The sequence below is a fragment of the Marinobacter sp. L-80 genome (assembly GCF_056859395.1).
The window spans coordinates 172,242-194,049 of the sequence record NZ_JBSXOI010000056.1; the positions used below are offsets into that span (position 1 = coordinate 172,242).

24 protein-coding genes are annotated in these 21,808 nt (G+C 58.3%); 15 read left to right on the top strand and 9 right to left on the bottom strand.

The window, feature by feature from the left end:
- The first annotated feature begins 80 nt into the window (after positions 1–80).
- The 6 genes from sufC to AC13E3_RS08165 are packed head-to-tail and all read left to right on the top strand — an operon-like array spanning position 81 to position 4,833.
- A complete protein-coding gene (sufC, locus tag AC13E3_RS08140) occupies positions 81–854 on the top strand; it encodes a Fe-S cluster assembly ATPase SufC (RefSeq protein WP_008169344.1) in 774 nt (257 codons plus the stop codon).
- Positions 855–866: 12 nt separating this feature from the next.
- On the top strand, positions 867–2,153 hold the full coding sequence (gene sufD, locus AC13E3_RS08145; RefSeq protein ID WP_008169342.1) for a Fe-S cluster assembly protein SufD: 1,287 nt from the start codon (positions 867–869) through the stop codon (positions 2,151–2,153).
- Positions 2,154–2,159: 6 nt separating this feature from the next.
- Entirely contained in the window at positions 2,160–3,413 is a 1,254-nt protein-coding gene (locus tag AC13E3_RS08150; protein WP_008169340.1) for an aminotransferase class V-fold PLP-dependent enzyme, read from the top strand.
- A gap of 13 nt (positions 3,414–3,426) precedes the next feature.
- Positions 3,427–3,780, top strand: coding sequence for a HesB/IscA family protein (locus AC13E3_RS08155; protein ID WP_008169339.1), 354 nt, complete (start codon positions 3,427–3,429; stop codon positions 3,778–3,780).
- 39 nt (positions 3,781–3,819) lie between these two features.
- Positions 3,820–4,362 (top strand): putative Fe-S cluster assembly protein SufT, encoded by a 543-nt coding sequence (gene sufT / locus AC13E3_RS08160; RefSeq protein WP_008169336.1) that lies wholly within the window; start codon positions 3,820–3,822, stop codon positions 4,360–4,362.
- Positions 4,363–4,833 (top strand): SufE family protein, encoded by a 471-nt coding sequence (locus tag AC13E3_RS08165; protein WP_008169334.1) that lies wholly within the window; start codon positions 4,363–4,365, stop codon positions 4,831–4,833.
- Between the two features lie 12 nt (positions 4,834–4,845).
- Here AC13E3_RS08165 and AC13E3_RS08170 read toward each other — a convergent pair whose 3' ends face one another.
- Together AC13E3_RS08170 and AC13E3_RS08175 are read right to left on the bottom strand one after the other, a co-directional pair.
- Positions 4,846–6,051, bottom strand: coding sequence for a flagellar assembly protein T N-terminal domain-containing protein (locus AC13E3_RS08170; protein WP_014578231.1), 1,206 nt, complete (start codon positions 6,049–6,051; stop codon positions 4,846–4,848).
- 36 nt (positions 6,052–6,087) lie between these two features.
- Positions 6,088–6,636, bottom strand: coding sequence for an LPP20 family lipoprotein (locus tag AC13E3_RS08175; RefSeq protein WP_092032100.1), 549 nt, complete (start codon positions 6,634–6,636; stop codon positions 6,088–6,090).
- Between the two features lie 248 nt (positions 6,637–6,884).
- Between AC13E3_RS08175 and traF the strand changes: the two genes are divergently transcribed.
- The 5 genes from traF (at position 6,885) to trmL (ending at position 12,013) form a co-directional block, all read left to right on the top strand.
- The gene (gene traF / locus AC13E3_RS08180; protein ID WP_008169329.1) at positions 6,885–8,186 is read left to right on the top strand and encodes a conjugal transfer protein TraF; all 1,302 of its coding nucleotides are present in this window, start codon (positions 6,885–6,887) and stop codon (positions 8,184–8,186) included.
- Positions 8,187–8,361: 175 nt separating this feature from the next.
- The gene (locus tag AC13E3_RS08185) at positions 8,362–9,483 is read left to right on the top strand and encodes a tRNA nucleotidyltransferase/poly(A) polymerase-related protein (protein ID WP_092032103.1); all 1,122 of its coding nucleotides are present in this window, start codon (positions 8,362–8,364) and stop codon (positions 9,481–9,483) included.
- A 9-nt stretch (positions 9,484–9,492) separates the two neighbouring features.
- Positions 9,493–10,239 (top strand): pteridine reductase, encoded by a 747-nt coding sequence (locus tag AC13E3_RS08190; protein ID WP_008169327.1) that lies wholly within the window; start codon positions 9,493–9,495, stop codon positions 10,237–10,239.
- 125 nt (positions 10,240–10,364) lie between these two features.
- Complete coding sequence (locus AC13E3_RS08195) at positions 10,365–11,543, top strand: acetyl-CoA C-acetyltransferase (protein WP_092032106.1); 1,179 nt, start codon at positions 10,365–10,367, stop codon at positions 11,541–11,543.
- A gap of 5 nt (positions 11,544–11,548) precedes the next feature.
- Positions 11,549–12,013, top strand: a complete 465-nt coding sequence (gene trmL / locus AC13E3_RS08200) for a tRNA (uridine(34)/cytosine(34)/5-carboxymethylaminomethyluridine(34)-2'-O)-methyltransferase TrmL (RefSeq protein ID WP_008169325.1) — start codon at positions 11,549–11,551, stop codon at positions 12,011–12,013.
- A gap of 49 nt (positions 12,014–12,062) precedes the next feature.
- Here trmL and secB read toward each other — a convergent pair whose 3' ends face one another.
- Positions 12,063–12,566 (bottom strand): protein-export chaperone SecB, encoded by a 504-nt coding sequence (secB, locus tag AC13E3_RS08205; RefSeq protein WP_008169324.1) that lies wholly within the window; start codon positions 12,564–12,566, stop codon positions 12,063–12,065.
- 144 nt (positions 12,567–12,710) lie between these two features.
- Positions 12,711–13,127 (bottom strand): rhodanese-like domain-containing protein, encoded by a 417-nt coding sequence (locus AC13E3_RS08210; RefSeq protein WP_008169323.1) that lies wholly within the window; start codon positions 13,125–13,127, stop codon positions 12,711–12,713.
- A gap of 147 nt (positions 13,128–13,274) precedes the next feature.
- On the opposite strand from AC13E3_RS08210, the gene gpmM reads away from it, so the two are divergent.
- The 4 genes from gpmM (at position 13,275) to AC13E3_RS08230 (ending at position 18,292) form a co-directional block, all read left to right on the top strand.
- Positions 13,275–14,822, top strand: a complete 1,548-nt coding sequence (gpmM, locus tag AC13E3_RS08215; RefSeq protein ID WP_008169322.1) for a 2,3-bisphosphoglycerate-independent phosphoglycerate mutase — start codon at positions 13,275–13,277, stop codon at positions 14,820–14,822.
- A 20-nt stretch (positions 14,823–14,842) separates the two neighbouring features.
- Positions 14,843–15,976 (top strand): murein hydrolase activator EnvC family protein, encoded by a 1,134-nt coding sequence (locus AC13E3_RS08220; protein ID WP_092032109.1) that lies wholly within the window; start codon positions 14,843–14,845, stop codon positions 15,974–15,976.
- A 97-nt stretch (positions 15,977–16,073) separates the two neighbouring features.
- A complete protein-coding gene (locus AC13E3_RS08225; protein ID WP_008169320.1) occupies positions 16,074–17,480 on the top strand; it encodes a S41 family peptidase in 1,407 nt (468 codons plus the stop codon).
- Positions 17,477–18,292 carry a divergent polysaccharide deacetylase family protein gene (locus tag AC13E3_RS08230; protein WP_008169319.1) on the top strand — a complete coding sequence of 272 codons (816 nt, stop codon included), beginning with the start codon at positions 17,477–17,479 and terminating at the stop codon, positions 18,290–18,292. The genes AC13E3_RS08225 and AC13E3_RS08230 overlap by 4 nt, the downstream gene beginning before the upstream one ends.
- Here the strand turns inward: AC13E3_RS08230 and hisF are convergent.
- From hisF to AC13E3_RS08255, 5 genes are all read right to left on the bottom strand, one after another.
- Positions 18,289–19,062, bottom strand: a complete 774-nt coding sequence (hisF, locus tag AC13E3_RS08235; protein WP_008169318.1) for an imidazole glycerol phosphate synthase subunit HisF — start codon at positions 19,060–19,062, stop codon at positions 18,289–18,291. The genes AC13E3_RS08230 and hisF overlap by 4 nt on opposite strands.
- Before the next feature lie 9 nt (positions 19,063–19,071).
- The gene (hisA, locus tag AC13E3_RS08240; protein WP_008169315.1) at positions 19,072–19,809 is read right to left on the bottom strand and encodes a 1-(5-phosphoribosyl)-5-[(5-phosphoribosylamino)methylideneamino]imidazole-4-carboxamide isomerase; all 738 of its coding nucleotides are present in this window, start codon (positions 19,807–19,809) and stop codon (positions 19,072–19,074) included.
- On the bottom strand, positions 19,803–20,444 hold the full coding sequence (hisH, locus tag AC13E3_RS08245) for an imidazole glycerol phosphate synthase subunit HisH (RefSeq protein ID WP_008169314.1): 642 nt from the start codon (positions 20,442–20,444) through the stop codon (positions 19,803–19,805). The genes hisA and hisH overlap by 7 nt, the downstream gene beginning before the upstream one ends.
- A 71-nt stretch (positions 20,445–20,515) precedes the next feature.
- Complete coding sequence (hisB, locus tag AC13E3_RS08250; protein WP_007153401.1) at positions 20,516–21,109, bottom strand: imidazoleglycerol-phosphate dehydratase HisB; 594 nt, start codon at positions 21,107–21,109, stop codon at positions 20,516–20,518.
- A gap of 138 nt (positions 21,110–21,247) precedes the next feature.
- Positions 21,248–21,709, bottom strand: coding sequence for an SRPBCC family protein (locus AC13E3_RS08255; protein WP_008169307.1), 462 nt, complete (start codon positions 21,707–21,709; stop codon positions 21,248–21,250).
- Positions 21,710–21,808 lie beyond the last annotated feature (99 nt).

Here is a 21,808-nt window from a genome sequence, read left to right on the forward strand (position 1 = left end):
AGGGCCTGCCCGATGGCTGACTCCGCCCAGTTAGGGGCAGGCAACAGAATTCAGACGGTTAAATGAGAGAGACGCTACAAATGCTGAGCATCAAGAACCTGCACGCATCCGTTGAGGGCAAAGAAATCCTCAAGGGCATCAACCTGGAAATCAAGGCCGGGGAAGTTCACGCCATCATGGGCCCCAACGGCTCTGGTAAGAGCACCCTGTCGCAGGTGCTGGCAGGCAACGAAGCATTTGAAGTTACCGAGGGTGAAATCACCCTGAACGGCGACAACCTGCTGGAACTTGAAACTGAAGAGCGTGCCCGCGAAGGCATTTTCCTGGCGTTCCAGTACCCGGTGGAGATCCCCGGGGTGAGCAACCTGCAGTTCCTGCGCACCGCCGTGAATGCCATGCGCCAGCACAAGGGCCAAGACGAGATGAACGCGGCGGAGTTCATGAAGCTCGCCAAAGAAATTTCCAAGCAGGTGGATCTGGATCCGGCGTTCCTGAAGCGGGGCGTCAACGAAGGCTTCTCCGGTGGTGAGAAGAAGCGTAATGAGATCATGCAGGCCCTGCTGCTGCAGCCGAAGCTGGCAATTCTCGACGAGACCGACTCCGGGCTCGATATCGACGCCCTGAAGGTTGTTTCTGACGGCGTGAATGCTCTGCGCGCGGAAGACCGCGCCATCCTGATGGTGACCCACTACCAGCGTCTGCTGAACCACATTGTGCCGGACTACGTGCACGTTCTGGCGGGCGGCAAGATCATCAAATCCGGTGGCCGCGAGCTGGCGCTGGAGCTGGAAGAACGCGGCTACGGCTGGCTGGGCATCAAGGATGAAGAAACTGCCGACAGTTCAGCCAACTAAGGAGGTCGCGGAATGAAACCAGCACCCACTCTTTCCACCGCGTTCCTGCACCCGGCCGGGCAGTCCCTGCCGGAGCCCCTGCTCGCCCTGCGCAAGCAGCGTGGAACCGCTCTGGTCGACATGCCCTTGCCGACCCGGAAAACCGAAAACTGGAAATACTCCAGCAAGTACCTGAAGCTGACCGACGACATGGCCATCTCCCTGCCGGCGGATGGCAAGACCGGCAGCGGCCTGGCAGTGCCCGGCTACAAGGTTGCGTTCCTTAACGGTGTAATGATGCCAGAGGCCTGCGAATATCCGGATCTGGACGGCATCAGCATCAAGAGCTTCGGCGATCTGAGCGATGAGGAAGCCAGCGATCTGGCGGATCGCCTGGACAGCACCCTGGACAACAAGGCGGTTCAGATGGCCCGGCTGAATTCAGCCCGTTTTGAAGACGGCCTGCTGATTCGCCTGAAGCCGGACGCAGTGCTCGACCAGCCGCTGTTCATTGTTCACGAGGTAACGGCCGAGGCCAGCGGTTCGGCTTTCCCGCGCATTTTCGTGGATGCCGGCCGTCATAGCCAGATTACGCTGGTGGAGGAGTACATCTCCAGCGGCTCGGCCCAGGTCATGGTCAATACCGTCACTGAATTCAATGTGGCCGACGGCGCCAACATCACCAGCATTCGCCTGAACATGGAAGGCGAGAACGTCCAGCACATTGGCTCCACCGGCGTCCTGCAACAGCGCAGCTCGCGGTTTGAAAGCCATACCGTTGGGTTTGGTGGCCCCCTGCGCCGGCACGATCTGCAGGTTCGGCTTGAAGGTGAAGGCGCTGAGTGCAAGCTCAACGGGGTAGTTGTTACCCAGGGCAAACAGCACTACGACAACCACACCACCATCGAGCACGTGGCTGCCCACTGCAACAGCGAAGAAACCTATCGGAATATCGCAGCGGACCAGTCCCACGCCGTGTTCAATGGCCGGATTCATATCCATCAGGACGCCCAGAAGTCCAATGCGGATATGAACAACAAGAACCTGCTGCTGTCCAACGGGGCAGAGATTGACACCAAGCCGGAACTGGAAATCTATGCCGATGACGTGAAATGTGCCCATGGCGCGACCATCGGCCAGCTTGACGAAATCTCGCTGTTTTACCTGGTTTCACGGGGTATCGGCCGGCGTCAGGCGAACGTTCTGCTCACCATGGCCTTTATCAACGAGCTGGTCGAGCAGATTCCGGTTGAAGCAGTGCGGGAGACGGTCCAGGGCCGTCTGAACCACTTCTTCGAACAGACATTTCAGGAGGCGTAACCGGTTATGACCGATCTGTCCGTGGCAAGCACCGCCAAGCGCACCACCTTCGACGTGGACGCGATTCGCCGGGATTTCCCGATCCTGTCCCAGCAGGTAAACGGAAAGCCCCTGGTGTATCTGGACAACGGTGCGTCGGCCCAGAAGCCGGAGGCTGTGCTGGATGCCATGGATCGGTATTACCGTGAGATGCACTCCAACGTCCATCGGGGCGCCCATACGCTGGGAGACCGTGCGACCTCCGCCTTCGAGGGTGCCCGCGAGACGGTTCGAAACTTCCTGAACGCCGAAAGCACCCGGGAAATTATCTGGACCCGCGGCACGACCGAGGCCATCAACCTAGTTGCCAATGGGCTCGCCCCGCGCCTGAAGGCTGGTGACGAGATCCTGGTGAGCCACATGGAACACCACGCCAACATCGTGCCCTGGCAGATGATTGCCGAGCGCACGGGTGCGAAAGTGGTGCCTGTTCAGGTGACACCGGAAGGCGAGCTGGACCTCGAGTCCTTCACCAGCCTGCTCAATGAGAAGACCCGGGTGCTGGCAATCACCCACGTTTCCAACGTGCTTGGCACGGTGAACCCGGTGGCGGCCCTGATTGAACAGGCCAAGGCCCACGGCATCATCACCCTGGTGGACGGGGCCCAGGCGGTACCTCATTACCAGCCGGACGTTCAGGCGCTGGGCTGCGACTTTTACGTGTTCTCATCGCACAAGCTGTTTGGCCCCACTGGTATTGGCGTGCTTTACGGTAAGGCCCAGTTGCTGGAGGAAATGCCTCCCTACCAGGGCGGCGGCGAGATGATCGAACGAGTGTCCTTTGAACGGACCACCTGGAATACCCTGCCCTACAAATTCGAGGCAGGCACCCCGGCCATTGCCGAGGCAGTCGGACTGGGAGCCGCCATCGACTACCTGAACGGCCTGGATCGTTCCGCCATGGAAGCGGCCGAGACCGGCCTCCTTGAGCGGGCCAACCAGCTGGTGGAAACCGTACCCGGCATGGAGATTATCGGTACGGCAAAAAACAAAGTGCCGGTTATATCCTTTAAAATTGCCGGCCTGCACCCCAGTGATATAGGCACGCTGCTGGATCAGCAGGGAATCGCAATCCGCACGGGTCACCATTGCGCCATGCCGCTGATGGATTTCTATGGAGTTCCCGGTACAGCCAGGGCTTCATTCGCGTTCTACAACACTCTGGACGAGGTGGATACATTGTTTACCGCCCTGCAGAAAGTCCAGCGTCTGTTTGCCTGATGGAGGTGGAATTATGACAGCCGAAGTCTTCACCCCGACCGTCGCCGTCACCATGACGCCCAGCGCGGTCAAGCACGTGCGCAAACAGCTGGAGAAAAAGCCGGACGCCAAGGGCATTCGGCTGGCCATCAAGAAAAGTGGCTGCTCCGGCTTCAAATACGAAACCCAATGGGTGGAAGACACCGCCGCCGACGACAAGGTGTTTCACATTGATGGCGTCGATGTTTTCGTGAAAGAAGAGCATCTGCCGCTGGTGAACGGCATCGAGATCGATTTTGTGACGGAGGGCGTGAACTCCATGTTCCAGTTCCGCAATCCGAACGCCACCGCAGAGTGCGGTTGCGGCGAGAGTTTTACCGTCGCGTAATCCGATATAAAGATTGAAAAAAGCGAGGCCCGAACAGGCATGCAAGAACGGGAAGTGGTCCTGACCAAACGCGAGGTGGAAGCCCGCCTTGTTCCTTCCGGAACCGAAATCATGATTCCGTCGGACACCTTTGTGACCATCACGCAGTCGCTGGGTGGCACCTTTACGGTCGCTGTTAACGGTAACCTTGCCCGGATTGAAGGCCACAATGCCGACGCGCTCGGCAAGAAACCCCTGGAAAGCAGCTTTGAAACCCCGGAAGACGGCACCGTCAACGAAAACCAGGTCTGGGAAGCCATGCAGAACTGCTACGATCCGGAAATTCCGGTGAACGTAGTGGATCTGGGCCTGATTTACGAGTGCAGGATTGAAAATGGCACCGAAGACGGCAACCATGTGTACGTGCTGATGACGCTGACTGCCGCCGGCTGCGGCATGGGCCCGGTGATAACCGAAGATGTGAAAACCAAGCTCGAGCATGTGCCCAATGTGGACAAGGTGACCGTTGAACTGACCTTCGATCCGCCCTGGAGCAACGAAATGCTCACCGACGAAGCCAAACTCGAACTGGGAATGCTGTAAATGACTGCCAGTGAACAGGACTTTCTGAACAACCCCTTGGGTAAAGACACCACCCTGGATGACGTTCTCGATGGCTTCGAGCTGCTGGACGACTGGGAAGAGCGCTACGCTTTTATCATTGATCTGGGCAAGCAGCTTCCTGCGTTTCCCGAGGAATCCCGGGTTGAAGAAAACTATGTTCATGGCTGCCAGAGCCAGGTCTGGCTGATTCATCATTACGATGAAGACAGTGGCCGGCTGTACCTGTTGATTGACTCCGACGCCATGATTGTTCGTGGACTGGCTGCCATCATCCTGGTCGCCCTTAACGGCAAAACCCCGAGGGACCTGCTGGCCACGGACATTGATGAGTTATTCGAGCAGCTGGACCTGTTCCGGCACATTTCCCCGACCCGCGGCAACGGGCTCAGGGCGATGGTTGGCAAGATCCGCGACATTGCGGCCGCCGAGGTGGCCAACGCCAGCAATTGATGCCCGTCAGCCCTACCAGATAATCGCTATATCATCTCTCTGGATATTCACGATGCCGCCCAGTTGCGGCATGGTACCCCGGCTAAAATGCGGCTGAACTTTTTCGAGCGTCACTGACAAGTCGCTGTCCTGCAATTCTGGTGAGTCATCTGGTGATTCCAGGTAGCGCTTGCTGCGATAGATCTTCAACTCATCACCCGGCCTGAGGCCTGCTGTAGCCCCGGATTCCAGCGTTACAGAAAAGTCGTCTACCCGCGCAATTCTGGTCATGAAGGGCTGACACGCCAATGCATCCGTTACTGCCATCGCCATGTCTGCGATAACATCCTCGACAGCCTGACCGTAGGCGGTTTTCTGGAAGCCGGCAGAGCCGAACCCTGCTGAACTGCCAGGCCCGGCATCCCAATCGGCCGCGGCTTCAAATCTCTGACGATAGACCGGCGCGCCACTGAAGCCGTCGAAGATAACGAGATCAGCCGCAAACCGGCGCCGTTGATCTACCGCCCCGATGCCCCGCTGCATTTTATCCAGCACGGAGGTGCCCCACGCTGACGGATCCGCAACGCCAAGATCCCGGATAACGCCTGTCACTACGAACTGAACGCCCATTTCACGGGCCAGTTCCAGTACATTGGTCAATCGATTGTCGCCCTGTTGTACCGTAGGCGCGTTCAGCAGATCCGTGAACATCCGTGAGGTTGTCGCACCAAAGACCTGCAATCCGCCCTGAGCCACCAAACGCTGCTGGAGTTGTTGCGGCAAGATTTCGCCGGCGTCATCAATCCGCCCGACTCTGGCCTGGTCCGGATACAGGACAGGAAACCCGGTCACTGCGACGCGCTTTTTCAGGCGTCCGGAATCTCCAGATCCACACTGGCTGCGACTCTCGCTGATATCGCCCCGGACAATCACCCGCAACAGATTGCCACTCTGGTACTCATCAATTACCCGCACATTCCGGGCTCTGGCGCTTGACGCCAGATCCATCCGTGACTCAGTGATCACGCCGTTTTTCATGGTGTCGTGCGTGCTAACCCTGGCTTCATACTGCAGGGAAAGGTCCCGGATTGCGGCCTTGCGGGCCTCAGCCCGGGCGGCTTCCAGGTTGCCATTGTGGATATTGGCATGGCCCACGCCTTCCAGAACCACCGCATGGGCGGCAGAAACCACGAAGAGCGCCAGAGCTCCGAGCACAGCCAGTGACAGCAAGCGTTTCATAATTCTCGATACTCCCTACACTCTCTATACTCTCGATCAATCAAGGTAATACAGGGAATCCACGCCTTTGCTCTGCACATCGCCCACGCTGTCATTTTCCTGCGGCATGGGAATCGGGCAGAGATCCTGCACCTGATCATCAGCAACCTTGGCCACACAGGCCCGGAAACGTGGCTCGAGCTTCAGTTCCATCACCGTTTCGAAGACACCGTCGCTGTGCTCGTTGACCGCGACCAACTTCGCGCCGCGAATGTAGCTGTCCACATAGGTTCTGAAGGTGTCGTTGCGCAGCACAAAATCATTAACGGTGGAACTGCCGTACACGACAGTACCGTAGACCCGTTCAACGAGATTCCGGTAGGCGTCCAGCTGGGAGGCCCGCCGGGCCATCAGACGTTTGCGGATATTTGAACGGTCGGCCGCAACATCCTCATAGGTCCCCAGACCGCTCACCCGCACAGTAATTGGCTCCAGCATCGTATCCTGGCGGGACTGGTTGCCGTTATCCCCCTGATAACTGCCAACCGGCGCACAAGCAGCCACCGTTGTTGCCAGCAGAGGCATAAGTATCCAGCGAAGGTTCATTGCGTGTCTCCAGAAAACGTCATTTCCGGTTTCCCATGAAAAAACTACGCCAGTTTTTCTAACTGCCTGATATTCCGATCAACAACTCCCAACCGTATTGTTTTGCAATCCCTATGCGGCAAAAAACTGCCTCTGTTTACACATCAAAAACAAACCGTTACCCCATGCGTCATGAGCTGGATAAGGTTCTGCCTTACCCTTTCAGGTACGTAACATCTATTTTGCCTTTTTACCTGACAGGATTCTTCATGACCGGATATCGCCTGACCAAACTTTCTCTGGCTATTGGTCTTTCCATTGCCACCAGTTCTGCACTGGCCAGCCCGCAGTCGTTTATGTCTGCCCGCTCTTTTGCCATGGGTGGCACTGGCGTCGCTGTAGCAACACCATCATCAGCGCCGATGGATAACCCAGCGATGATGGCCTCCGATCACCACAGCTGGAACGATGATTTTGGGTTGATGCTGCCCTCGGTGAATGCTCGCGCAGCGGATGAGGAAGAAACAGTTGACCAGGTGGATGATATCCAGGATGTAATCACTGATCTTGAATCGCTGGTTTCCGGTTTTGATCCCAATACCGACGACCCACAAAGTATTCAGGACGGCGCCGCCGATCTCAGCGACCGTTTGACCGAATTCGACAGGGACACCATGCGAGTGAACGCCGGTCTAGGGCTGGGCCTGGCTGTGCCGGGACAATCTCTGGCTGTCGGCGTGTTTACCAATGCAAACCTGACAGCAACCGTTCGTGGTGACGTGTCCGATCAGGATATTACCGCACTGAATGCGATTGCCACTGCAGCAACGGCCCAGGACGTTCAGAATGCCGTCGACCAGATCAGTACGAATGGCACCCTGAACCTGACATCACAAGGAAAAATACTGGCATCCGCCGTCGGGGAAGTGGGCATCAGCTTCGCACGGGCTTTTGAGCTACAGGATGGCAACAGCTTCCAGCTTGGCCTGTCGCCGAAATACGTGGAGCTACGCACCTTCCAGTACACGGAAGCGGTTTCCGGTTTCGAAGATGACGAATTCGACGATGACCAGTATCAGACTGAAAAGAGCGGCTTCAACCTCGACGTGGGCGCAGCCTACAGCTTTGGTGATTCCAACCAGTGGAACACCGGAATTGTCGTTAAAAACCTGATCCCCATGGAGCTCGACTCCGCTGCGAGCCGGCCTTTGCTCGGAGAGGAAGTTCGCACATTAAAGCTGGACCCGATGGTTACAGCGGGCATCGCGCACAAGAGCGAATACCACGTTATCACCGCGGAAGTGGACCTGACCAAAAAGGAAGCCTTTGGCTTTGAGGACGACACCCAGTGGGCAGCCCTTGGCGCCGAATTCGACGCCTTCCGTTACGCCCAGTTGCGGGTGGGTGTTCGCCACAACCTGGCCAGCAACGATGACAACGACGGCATTGAAGAGAAAACCCAGTTCACGGCAGGTCTCGGACTGAACATTGTCGGCGTCCGCCTCGATATCGGCGCCCTGTACAGCGATGCAGATGCCGGTGCCGCCCTGGAGCTTGGCACCGCGTTCTGATGGAAAGCTGAAAGTGGGGTCAGATGAAGATTTCATCTGACCCCAAGCTCCAATCAAAGCCCGCCCGGGCAATCCGGGCGGGCTTTTTTATGGCCCTCATGCGTCACAGGTTTGCCTGCCCTGCCCGGGAACCGGATAATCCACCGACACACTCCCGAAAGGAATCAGCGATTTCATGCAGGCCTATCTGGTTGGCGGTGCCGTTCGTGACGAATTACTCGGCCTTGAGGTCAAGGACCGGGATTGGGTGGTGGTCGGCGCAACTCCAAAGGAAATGCTAGCCAACGGCTTCAAGCAGGTGGGCGCGGACTTCCCGGTATTTCTGCATCCCCGAACCCGGGAAGAATATGCCCTGGCTCGCACCGAGCGGAAACAGGGGCGCGGCTACCACGGCTTCACTGTTTACAGCGCGCCCGACGTCACCCTTGAGCAGGATTTGAAGCGCCGGGACCTGACCATCAATGCGATGGCAAAAGCTGAAAACGGCGATCTGGTCGACCCCTTTGAAGGCCGCAGAGATATTGAAGATCGCAAGCTTCGGCATGTCTCGGAGGCCTTCGCCGAGGACCCCCTGAGAATTCTTCGCACAGCCCGGTTCGCAGCCCGCTTTCACCCGCTGGGATTTTCCGTGTGCGACCAGACCATGGCCCTGATGAAGCGCATGGTGGATAGCGGAGAAGTAGACCACCTGGTGCCCGAACGGGTCTGGCAAGAATTCCAGCGGGCGCTGCATGAACAGGCGCCCGAGGCCTTTTTCGAAGTTCTTCGTGACTGCGGCGCCCTTGAGGTTCTTGTTCCGGAATTAGCTTCGGAAAAAGTCTTTCAACTCGCGATGGCGGCACTTGGCTGCGTCCACCGCCGCTTGCACGCCGAGACGGAGGAGCGTTTTGCGGCCCTGCTCTCCCCCCTGGATGCCCCTGTTGCAAAGGACAGGGGCAAAGCCCTGAAGGCACCCAATGACTGTCAGAATCTGGCGCGACTGGTTACTGCCTTCACACCCCAGATCCGGGACATTGATGCGCAAAGCCCGGAAGCCGAAACGCTTCTGGACCTGCTCGACCAGGCGGACGTCTGGCGCCGCCCGGAACGTTTTTCGCAACTCACGAAGGTGCTCGAGTGCGCCTTGCCGGGCGATTCCCTCACACTGGACCTGCTGCGAACCGCCTCGGAAGCGGCGACCGGCGTTGAGCCGAGAACCCTCCTGGCGCAAGGGTATAAAGGCAAGGAACTGGGCAGCGCAATCCGGACTGAACGCCTGAAACGCATCGGCGACGCCGTCGCCCCGACCAACCACTGAGGAGGCACCATGCCGTCCACAACGCCTGTTGCCCTGATCACCGGCGCAGCCCACCGTCTTGGCGCACAGACTGCCCGGACACTTCACGAAAGAGGGTGGAACCTGGTGATTCACTACCGGACCCGGGAAGAGCAGGCGAACTCACTGATTGCGCAGATGAACCGCCAACGGCCCGACTCCGCCTGCGCCCTGCAGGCGGATTTGAGCCAGTTAACTGGAGTGGACCGGCTGGCCAGTGACGCCATCGCACAGTGGGGCCGACTGGACGCGCTGGTGAACAATGCATCGGTCTTCTACCCCACCCCGACCGCAGACGCCACCGAAGACGACTGGAACACAATCCTGAACACCAACCTACGGGCCCCATTTTTCCTGCTTCAGGGATGCCTGGCCGAACTTCGGCGAAACCGCGGCAGCGTCGTAAATCTGATCGATATTTACAGTGAAAGGCCTATCGATGATCACCCGCTGTACTGCGCCACCAAGGCCGGCCTGGCTGCCCTGACGCGCTCCTGGGCAAAAGACCTGGCGCCGGACGTGCGCGTGAACGGCGTATCGCCAGGCGCAATCCTCTGGCCAGAGGGCGAAGCCGAGATGGATCAATCCGCCCAACAGGCAATCCTTCAGAAGACGCCACTGGCCCGCACCGGCAACCCTGACGATATTTCCGAAACCATTGCGTTCCTGATCTGCGATGCGCCCTTTATCACCGGGCAAATCGTCTCTGTTGATGGCGGCCGAAGCCTGAACATGTAGTACAACCCGCGCATGACGGACCTGATCTTTGGCCGGTGACCGCTTTCCGGATACAATGCCAGCAGTTTTCAATCCTGTTCGCGCCGGCCCCAATCCCGCGCGCGCCACTGATCCGGAGAATTCCCATGCGTGATGTCGTTATTGTTGCCGCCCGCCGTACTGCTATCGGAACCTTTGGCGGAGGTCTTTCCAGCCTGAGCGCAGACCAGCTGGGAACCGCCGTCATCAAGGCACTAATGGAAGAAACCGGCGTTGCCGGTGACCAGATCAACGAGGTGGTACTGGGTCAGGTTCTTACCGCCGGTGTTGGCCAGAACCCGGCTCGCCAGTCTGCCATTAACGCCGGCATTCCAGCGTCGGTGCCCGCCATGACCATCAACAAGGTCTGCGGCTCAGGGCTGAAAGCGGTTCACATGGCGGTACAGGCCATCCGCTGTGGCGACGCCGAGATGATGATCGCCGGTGGCCAGGAGAGCATGAGCCAGGCGCCCCATGTGCTGCCCAACAGCCGGAATGGCCAGCGGATGGGCAACTGGTCCATGGTGGATACCATGATCAAGGACGGCCTGTGGGACGCCTTCAACGATTACCACATGGGCATCACGGCCGAGAACATCGTCGAGAAATACGGCATCAGCCGGGACGAGCAGGACGAGTTTGCAGCGGCGTCCCAGCAGAAGGCCGCCGCCGCTCGCGAAGCCGGCTATTTCGATGGGCAGATTGTTCCGGTCTCCATTCCCCAGCGTAAGGGCGACCCGATTGTCGTTGACCGCGATGAAGGCCCCCGTGACGGCGTGACTGCCGAGGGACTGGGCAACCTGCGTGCGGCCTTCAAGAAAGACGGCACCGTTACCGCCGGCAACGCCTCATCCCTCAACGATGGCGCCGCAGCCGTGATGGTCTGCAGTGCCGAGAAAGCGAAAGAACTGGGGCTGACTCCGATCGCCACCATCAAGGCCTACGCCAACGCAGGCGTGGACCCGACGATTATGGGCACCGGCCCGATCCCGGCCAGCCAGCGGTGTCTGAAGCTTGCCGGCTGGAGCACGGAAGATCTGGACCTGGTGGAAGCCAACGAAGCCTTCGCAGCCCAGGCTATTTCTGTAAATCGCGACATGGGCTGGGACACCGGCAAGGTTAACGTGAACGGCGGCGCCATTGCCCTGGGCCACCCCATCGGCGCATCCGGCTGCCGCATTCTGGTCTCCCTGCTGCATGAAATGGTTCGCCGCGATGTTCACAAGGGCCTGGCCACACTGTGCATCGGTGGCGGCATGGGCGTTGCCCTGGCCGTCGAGCGCTAAGCTTCATGCTCCACGTTGTGCTGTACGAGCCGGAGATACCGCCGAACACCGGCAACATCATCCGGCTCTGCGCCAACACCGGTTGCCAGCTGCATCTGATTGAACCGCTGGGTTTTAACCTGGAAGACAAACAGATGCGGCGGGCCGGGCTGGATTACAGCGAGTACGCAACGGTCAGGATCCACAAGAGTTACCAGGACTTCCTGGCCAGCGAGCAACCCGGACGCCTGTTCGGGTTCACCACCAAAGGCAGCGCCCATTACCACGAAGTGAGCTACCAGGATGGCGACTACCTGATGTTCGGCCCGGAAACCCGCGGCCTTCCCGCTGATGTCCGCGAGGGGTTGCTGCCTGAGCATCGCCTGCGGGTTCCCATGCAACCGCATAGCCGCAGCCTGAATCTCTCCAATACCGCAGCCCTGGCGGTTTACGAGGCCTGGCGGCAGCTGGGGTTTAACGGAGCGACATAAAAAAACCGGCCTGAGCCGGTTTTTTTATATCTGATCACAGTGGTTCGGATCAGTGAGTCTGCTGCTCTTCGCTTGCCTCGCCAGCAGCTTCTTCCTGCTTGCGCTTGAGCGCCTGGGCATAGATGGCGTCGAAGTTCACCGGCGCCAGCATCAGGGCCGGGAAGCTGCCCTTGCTCACAATACCGTCGATCGCTTCGCGCGCATACGGGAACAGGATGGTCGGGCAGTAGGCGCCCAGCATCTGGCCCAGCTGCTGGCCTTCGATGCCCTGCACCAGGAACACGCCGCCCTGCTGGATCTCGACGATGTAAGCTACCTTCTCACCCACTTTCGCGGTGACGGTCAGGGAAAGCACAACCTCGTACTGGTTGTCGCTGACCTTGTTGTGAGACGTATTCAGATCCAGATTCACCTGCGGCTTCCACTGCTCCTGAAATACCAGCGGAGAGTTGGGTGACTCAAAAGACAGGTCCTTCACATAGATGCGCTGAAGGGCAAACTGGGGTTGGTTCTGGTTGTCACTGCCTGCTGCGGCTTGCTGATTCTCAGCCATTTTCAATCCTTTCGTTCTCGATCATGGGCTCGGGGCCCGCTGTTATGGGATGTTATGAAGTGTGCTGCCGGGACATTTTACGTTGGCGCCGGGCCGGCTTATGTGAAACAGTGCGGCAGAATGATCTTCAGATCAAGGGCCGCTCTATTTCTTCACCAGCGGAAGATTGCTGGCTTTCCAGTCGGCAACGCCGCCGTTCAGGCGAACCACATTGCTGAAGCCTTCCGCGTTCAGCTGTTTAACCGCCATGGCAGAATGCTGGCCCATCTTGTCGGCAACGATGATCTGTTTGTCCTTGAACTTGCTCAGCTCACCAACCCGGCTCTTCAGGCTGTTCAGGGGAATGTTGATCGAGCCGGTAATGCGGCCCTCACCAAACTCCTTGCGGTCCCGGATGTCGACTACAACGGCTTCATCCTTGTTGATCAGATTGACCGCACCCTGGGCCGAGATCTTGGCACCGCCACGACGGGACTCCAGAATGAGAATGGCAACCAGGAATGCCACGAACAGCGACACAAGAATGTAGTGGTTAACGACAAATTCAAACAACCGGTCCATGAATTTACCCTGATAATGAGTTTGGCGGGATTATACACAGCCTGCTCCCCGGACAGAAGGTGACGAAAGTGGCCAGTAAATGCGAAAATAGATAAACTTGGTTTTCGTTTTAGTAAATTTACTAACATTTTACTTCCGGACTTAATGATGACTGCAATGCGCAAGCCGACTGCACTGATTATCCTGGACGGCTGGGGCCATCGCGACCCGGCTGAAGACAATGCCATCAGCAATGCCAGCACCCCGTTCTGGGACAAACTCTGGCAAAACCAGCCCAAAACCCTGATCAATACATCGGGTATGTTTGTTGGGCTGCCGCAAGGGCAAATGGGTAACTCGGAAGTTGGCCACATGAACCTGGGCGCAGGGCGCGTGGTCTATCAAAGCCTTACTCGTATCGACAAAGATCTGGAAGAAGGCACTTTCCAGCAGAACGAAGTGCTCTGCTCAGCGATCGACAAGGCTGTCCAAAGCGGCCGAGCCGTTCATCTCATGGGTCTGATGTCGCCCGGTGGTGTACACAGCCACGAAGACCACATTATTGCCGCTGCCGAACTTGCCGCCGCACGTGGCGCGAAGGAAGTTTACATCCACGCCTTCCTCGATGGCCGTGACATGCCGCCCCGCAGCGCAAAACCATCCCTGGAGAAGGCCGCGGCCAAATTGAAGAGCCTCGGCGTCGGCCGCGTTGCCTCGATCGTGGGCCGCTACTATGCCATGGATCGCGACAACCGCTGGGACCGCGTGGAAGCGGCCTACAACCTGATGACCCAGGGCACCGCGGAGTTCACTGCGGCCGATCCGGTATCCGGGCTGGAACAGGCTTATGAGCGCGGGGAAAACGACGAGTTTGTAACGCCAACCCGGATCCACGCTCCGGGCGAGCCCGAGGGAACGATCAACGATGGTGACACGGTGCTGTTCATGAATTTCCGTGCCGACCGTGCCCGGGAAATGACCCGCACCTTTGTGGAGAAGGACTTCGACGGATTCGAGCGCAAGAAGCACCCCGAACTGGCCGACTTCGTGATGCTGACCGAGTATGCGGCGGACATCAAAACTTCCTGCGCCTACCCGCCCGAACAGCTTACCAATGGCCTTGGCGAATACATGGCGAAGCAGGGCAAGACCCAGTTGCGCATCGCCGAAACAGAGAAATACGCCCACGTAACCTTCTTTTTCAATGGCGGCCTGGAAACACCGTTCGACGGTGAAGAGCGCATTCTTGTGCCCTCCCCCAAGGTGGCGACCTACGATCTGCAGCCCGAAATGAGCGCACCAGAGGTAACCGACAAGCTGGTGGAAGCGATCAAGAGCGGCAAGTACGATCTGGTTGTTTGCAATTATGCCAACGGCGACATGGTTGGTCACACCGGCAAGCTGGACGCTGCAATCAAGGCGGCCGAATGCCTGGACGAATGCGTGAAACGCGTTGTCGAGGCCCTGGATGAGGTAGGCGGCGAAGCTCTGATCACGGCTGACCACGGCAACTGCGAACAGATGACCGATCCGAATTCAGGCCAGGTTCACACTGCCCACACCATCGGCCCGGTGCCACTGGTATACACCGGCCACCGCAAAGTTGTGTTGAAGAACGACGGCAGCCTGAGCGACGTTGCGCCCTCTCTCCTAGCCCTGATGGGAATGGAGCAACCAAAGGAAATGACCGGGCACAGCCTGGTCGAGATCGGCTGATCCGGGAACGGAACCAACCTTTGCGATTTACCGCAACTCTGGCGCTCACCCTTCTACTGGGTGCAGCGCCGGCACTCGCCCAGCAGGAGGTCACCCCGGCCCAGATCGAGGAACTCAAGGAACGCATTGAGGACATCGACGACTGGCTGGAGGATGCCGAAGAAGACCGCTCCGCCCTGGAGCGGCAGCTTGCTGCGACCGAAAAGAACATCAGCCGCCTGACCCTTGAACGCCGCTCCCTGCGCCAGCAGGCAGAGCGACAGCAGCAAAGACTCCGGGAGCTGGAGAAAGAAGCCCAGGAGCTCACCCGCACACTCAACCGCCAGCGGGACAGCCTCAAGACGCAGATCCGCGCCGCCTGGATGGAAGGGGATGCACCAGCCGTAAAGGTTCTGCTCAATGAAATTGATCCGGACAAGATTGCCCGGACCATGACCTACTACGAATACCTTAGCAAGGACACAGTCGACCGCCTGGAGGCATTCAGGCAAAGCCTGCAGGAACTCAGGAGCACCCAGGCTGCGGTTCAGTCGACCAGGGTTGAACTGGCAAGAACCGAGGAAAACGTAGCCAAACGCCAACAGGACCTGACAGCGTCCAGACAGGAACGCCAGCAGACGCTGGCCGCCCTGAATGCCGATATCCAGAACCGTCGCAGCGAACGGGAAGAGCTGGAATCGGATCGCAAACGGCTGGAAAACCTGCTTGAGGAAGTCCAGCAGGCGATCAACAACATCCCCTCGCCCAATGAATCCCAGCCCTTCGCGTCATTGCGCAACAAGCTGCCCTGGCCAGTGAAGGGCCAGGTGTTGAGCCGCTATGGCGAGCGCTATGCCGACGGCAAACTCCGGCGCAACGGCCTGCTTATAGCCACCGGAGACGACGCGGAAATTCGCGCCATACACTACGGTCGGGTCGTGTTTGCCAACTGGCTGAGGGGATTTGGCCTGATCACCATCATTGATCACGGCGACGGCTACATGACACTGTATGGCCACAGCAGCAGCCTGTTCACCAGCCCGGGAGACTGGGTGGCCGCTGGTGAGCCCATCGCCCAGGCCGGCCGCACCGGCGGCACCGATTCCCCGGCGCTGTATTTTGAAGTCCGGCACAATGGCAAGCCCGACAATCCGGGCCGGTGGCTGGCAAACTGAGAAGCCCCGGGAGGGCTGACAAACGCCGCAGGTAACGCCATACTGTTCGGAGTCAGGGAAACCAGTCCAACTATCGGAATAAAAACGGGATATGTGAATGAAACGGGTCAGAAGTACACTCCACGCCTTGCCATTACGCAGCATTGCTCTCGCTACCTGTTTCGCAACCGCTTCCGGACTGGCCTGGGCCCAGGATAAAGACGCCGCCACCGAGCAGCTGCTGGAAGGCATCCAGAACGGCGAACGCGTGGAAATAAGCCTGCCGGATCCGGAGAAGCAGCTGCCACTGGAAGACCTCCGCAAGTTCACCGAGGTATTCAGCCGCATCAAAGATGCGTACGTCGAGGAAGTAAGCGATCGCAAACTCCTCGAAAGCGCCATTAAAGGCATGCTGTCAGACCTCGATCCTCACTCCACCTACCTGGCACCCAAGGACTACGAAGAGCTCGAAGAGAGCACCTCCGGCGAGTTCGGCGGGCTGGGCATTGAAGTGGGCATGGAAAACGGCTTTGTGAAAGTGATTGCCCCCATCGACGACACGCCAGCGCAGAAGGCAGGGGTTCAGGCGGGGGACCTGATCATCAAGCTGGATGAAAAACCGGTTAAAGGCATGAGCCTGGAAGAGGCTGTCCAGCTAATGCGGGGCAAACCCGGCTCGATCCTGACGCTCACCATTATGCGTGAGGGGGAAAGCGCTCCCATCGAAATCGAAGTGGAACGGGACGTTATCAAGGTCACCAGCGTGAAATCCCGAATGCTGGAAAATGGTTACGGTTATGTTCGCATTACCCAGTTCCAGGCGGATACCGGCTCGCAGTTCAAGGATGCCCTCAACGGACTGGAAGACGAACTCGGACGCGATCTTGACGGCCTTGTTATCGACCTGCGCAACAACCCGGGCGGGGTGCTGCAGGCGGCCGTAGAGACCGCAGATGCCCTGCTTGATGACGGACTGATCGTCTACACCGAGGGCCGCATCCAGAGTTCCCGCCTGCGCTTCAGCGCGCGATCGGGCGACATCATGGAAGGCACGCCTATTGTCGTGCTGATCAACGGCGGCTCCGCCTCTGCTTCAGAAATCCTCGCCGGCGCGCTTCAGGACCATGAGCGCGCTGTGGTGATGGGCACAAAGTCCTTTGGCAAGGGCAGCGTCCAGACGGTCATTCCGCTGGATGAGACCCACGCCATCAAGATGACTACCGCGCGCTATTACACACCGGATGGCCGCTCCATCCAGGCCACCGGCATCAAACCCGATATTGAAGTACGGCCGGCGGAACTCAAGGAGCTCGACAGCAAGCCGTTCTTCACCGAAGCGGATCTGAGCGGGCACCTTGAAGGGCAGAACGAGGGGCAGGACCAGGATGGAAACGATGATGCCCAGAACGCAACCGGTTCTCTTGCCGACCGGGATTATCAGCTACGCTCGGCACTGAACCTGCTCAAGGGAATCAGGATTCTGAACCCGAACAAGAGCGCCAAGGCAGAAGGAAGCGATCAGTGAGAGTAGTCAGTACTCTGCTGGCCGTAGCATTCTGTTTTACCGCCGGCACGGTGTCCGCGGAGCCGGCCCGAAAAGCACTGCCGCCCACCATTGCCATCATTATTGATGACATGGGCCACAGCCTTGTTGAAGGTGAGCGACTGGCAAACCTGGATCAGCCGCTCACGCTGGCTTTTCTACCGTACCGTCCACACACGGACAGCCTGGCCCGGCTCGCCTATAAGCAGCACAAGGAAATCATGCTGCACGCCCCCATGGCCAACACCCGCAACTATGGCCTGGGCCCGGGCGGCCTGACCCCCGAGATGGACGAACAGAGCATGGTGACCACCCTTCGCCGTGCCTTGCAGTCGATTCCCCATGTCCAGGGCGTGAACAACCACATGGGCAGCCTGCTGACCCAGCAGCTGCAGCCCATGGACTGGGTCATGAAAGAGCTGTTCCGCTACCCCGTGTACTTTATCGACAGCCGCACCATCGCCTCATCCGTGGCCGGTGATGTCGCAGCGGCGTACCGCATTCCGACCATGACCCGGGACGTGTTTCTCGACCACGAACAGACCGAAGAGTTTGTGGACCGCCAGTTCAAACTGCTGATCAAGCGCGCCAAAGAAAACGGTAGCGCCATCGGCATTGGCCATCCTCACAAAGTCACCGTGGATTACCTGGAGAAGCACCTACCCAAACTGGATGAGCAAGGCATCGCCATTGCCACGGTCAGCGGCCTTTGGGCCATGCGCAACGGCAATCGGGAGATGTTTGCGGAAGGAGAAAAGCAGGCCATTCGACCTGCTTTTGCAAAGAAGGATTAATCGCGGACTTCTATGCCCTGAGCCTTCATGAAGGCCTTCGCTTCAGGAATGGTGTGCTGTCCGAAGTGAAAGATTGACGCCGCCAATACCGCATCGGCACCGCCCTGAGTCACGCCATCAGCCAGGTGCTGCAGCTCTCCGACACCGCCTGAGGCAATCACCGGCACAATCACAGCATCGCTGATGGCTTTGGTCAGCCCGAGATCAAATCCGATCTTGGTGCCGTCCCGGTCCATGCTGGTCAGCAGTAACTCACCAGCGCCCATTTCCACCATCTTGCGGGCCCATTCCACGGCATCCAGCCCTGTGGGCTTGCGGCCACCGTGGGTAAAGATTTCCCACCGGGGCTCCTCGCCCTGTTCACTCACCCGCTTGGCATCAATGGCCACCACGATGCACTGGCTGCCAAAGCGGTCCGCCGCTTCCCGGACAAACTCCGGGTTGAACACGGCTGCGGTATTGATCGACACCTTGTCTGCGCCGGCATTCAGGAGCTTGCGTATGTCATCCACGGTACGCACACCACCGCCGACAGTCAGCGGAATGAAGACTTCCGCCGCCATTCGTTCAACGGTCTCGTAGGTGGTGTCACGGCTCTCATGGCTGGCCGTGATGTCGAGGAAGGTGATTTCATCGGCACCCTGCTCATTGTAACGACGGGCCACTTCCACCGGGTCGCCGGCATCGCGGATATCAACGAAATTGACGCCCTTCACCACGCGGCCTTTATCGACATCGAGGCAGGGAATGATGCGTTTCGCCAGAGCCATAAGCCGCCCTTACCCCTTCAGACCGTCGCAGAAAGCCTGCGCTTCAGCGACATCCAGGGTGCCTTCATAGATCGCACGGCCCGTGATGGCACCAAGGATGCCCTTGTCCGCCACGGTAGCCAGGCGTTTCAGATCATCCATATTGGTCACGCCACCAGACGCGATAACCGGAATACCACCCTCTTCTGCCAGTGCAGCAGTCGCCTCCACATTGACGCCCTGCATCATGCCGTCTCGGCTGATATCGGTGTACACAATCGCGTCCACGCCATCGTTGGCAAAGCGCTTGGCAAGATCGGTAGCCATCACTTCCGAGACCTCCGCCCAGCCATCGGTGGCTACGCGGCCGTCTTTGGCGTCCAGGCCGACGATGATGTGACCCGGGAATTTTTTGCACATCTCAGTGACAAATTCCGGCTCTTTCACGGCCTTGGTGCCAATGATGACCCACTGCACACCGGCCTTCAGGTAGGCTTCGATGGTTTCTGCCGACCGGATACCGCCACCGATCTGGATGGGAAGATCCGGGTATTTACGGGCAATGGCCTGGACAATCTCGCCGTTGACCGGCTCACCGGCAAACGCGCCGTTCAGGTCAACCAGGTGCAGCCGGCGGGCGCCGGCTTCCACCCAGCGAGTGGCCATATTGACAGGATCGTCACCAAACACCGTGGAGTCGTCCATCCGGCCCTGACGCAGGCGTACACATTTACCGTCTTTCAGATCGATTGCAGGAATTATCAGCATTTTCCAGTCCAGTTTGTAAAATTCTCGAGCAACTGCAGGCCCGCCCGGGCACTTTTCTCCGGGTGGAATTGCACTGCAAAAATATTGTCTCGCGCGACTGCTGCCGCAAGGTCCACCCCATAGCGGGTGCGGCCTGCCATATCGGCGTTGCCCTCGGCTTCTGCGTAGAAGCTGTGCACGAAGTAGAAACGGTCACCCTCGGGAATGTTATGCCAAAGGGGGTGATCAATGGTCTGCTGCACCTGGTTCCAGCCCATGTGGGGCACTTTCAGGCGCTCGCCGTTTTCCGTGAGGTGGTCACCGAAATAGCGTACTTGCGAAGGAAACAGGCCGATGCAGTCAACGCCGCCGTTCTCTTCACTGCGGGACATCAGGGCCTGCATGCCCACGCAGATGCCAAGAAACGGGCGATCCTGAGAGACCTCACGAACCAGATCCACTACCCCGACACGATGCATTTCGGCCATACAGTCGCGAATGGCACCAACGCCAGGGAGGATGACACGATCGGCTTCACGGATTTTTTCGGCGTTGTCGGTGACCAGCACGGTGGTGTCCGGGGCAACGTGCTCAACTGCTTTTTTGGCAGAGTGAAGATTGCCCATGCCGTAGTCGATAATGGCAACGGTTTTCATGGTTGTTGCGGTGTCCTTGATTGACCGGTCAAACATGACCGGTTAAAGCGAGCCTTCTGACGACGAGGCGTTTACAGCGAACCCTTGGTAGACGGTGTAATACCGGCCATCCGCTCGTCCATTTCAATCGCCATACGCAGGGCACGGCCGAAGGCCTTGAACACGGTTTCAATCTGATGGTGGGTGTTTTTACCCTTCAGATTGTCGATGTGCAGGGTCACCATGGAATGGTTCACGAAGCCGTGGAAAAACTCCTCGAACAGGTCGACGTCAAAGCCACCCACGGCACCGCGAGTGTACGGCACATCCATCATCAGGCCCGGGCGACCGGACAGATCGATAACGACTCGGGAGAGCGCCTCATCCAGCGGGACATAAGCGTGGCCGTAGCGGCGAATGCCCTTTTTGTCGCCAACCGCCTGTTTGAAGGCCTGGCCAAGGGTTATGCCGATGTCTTCCACGGTGTGGTGGTCATCAATGTGCAGGTCGCCCTTCGAAACGATATTCAGATCCACCAGACCGTGGCGGGCGATCTGGTCCATCATGTGCTCCAGAAACGGCACGCCGGTATCGAAACTGGATTTGCCGGTTCCGTCGAGATCAATCTCAACGGTGATCTGGGTTTCAAGGGTATTTCTCTCTACCCGAGCCTTGCGTTCGGCCATGGGGACTCCGTGACAATTGAGCGGCATAAAGCCGGAAAAATTCGATCCGGCGATTATACCTTTTATGTCGGCTGGAGTCCCACAACCGGTTTAATCGCTACGATAGCGAAGTGCAGGTATATGGCAGAAAGGGCTGCGTCAGAACGCCTTCTTCAGATTGTTCATGTAAGTGTCTACGAGGCTGTTGAACTCGTGCTTGATAACCGGGCTGATGGCCAGCTTGAGCAGGCTGGGCAGGGGCACAGTCAACTCTGCGCTGGTCTGGAACTTCACGGCGGTGGCATTATCGCCCTTGGACTTGATGGTCCAGGAACCACTCACGACGCCATTGCCCTCGCCCTTCACCGGCTCCCAGGTAATCTTGCCGGCGTCTTTGTCCGAGTGATATTTGCAAGCGTACACCGACTGGATGGCATGTTTGTCGACGCCCACTTTTTCCATTTCCCAACGGTAGGCGTTATCGCCAAGGTCGGTAAGTTTGTGGACTTTCGGGAAGTGACTGGCTGAACGTGGCACATCCGCCAGCAAATCGAACACTTCATCATAGCTGCCCGGAATCTCAAGTTCGCGGTTCAGCTCAATCGAAACGGTAATAGCCACGGCCAACTCCTTCTTGTGTTTATAGGTATCAATGTAGTCCGAAAATCAGGGTCGTGTATTTTGGCCCAACACTACCGCATTGTCATACTCCCGCGCTGT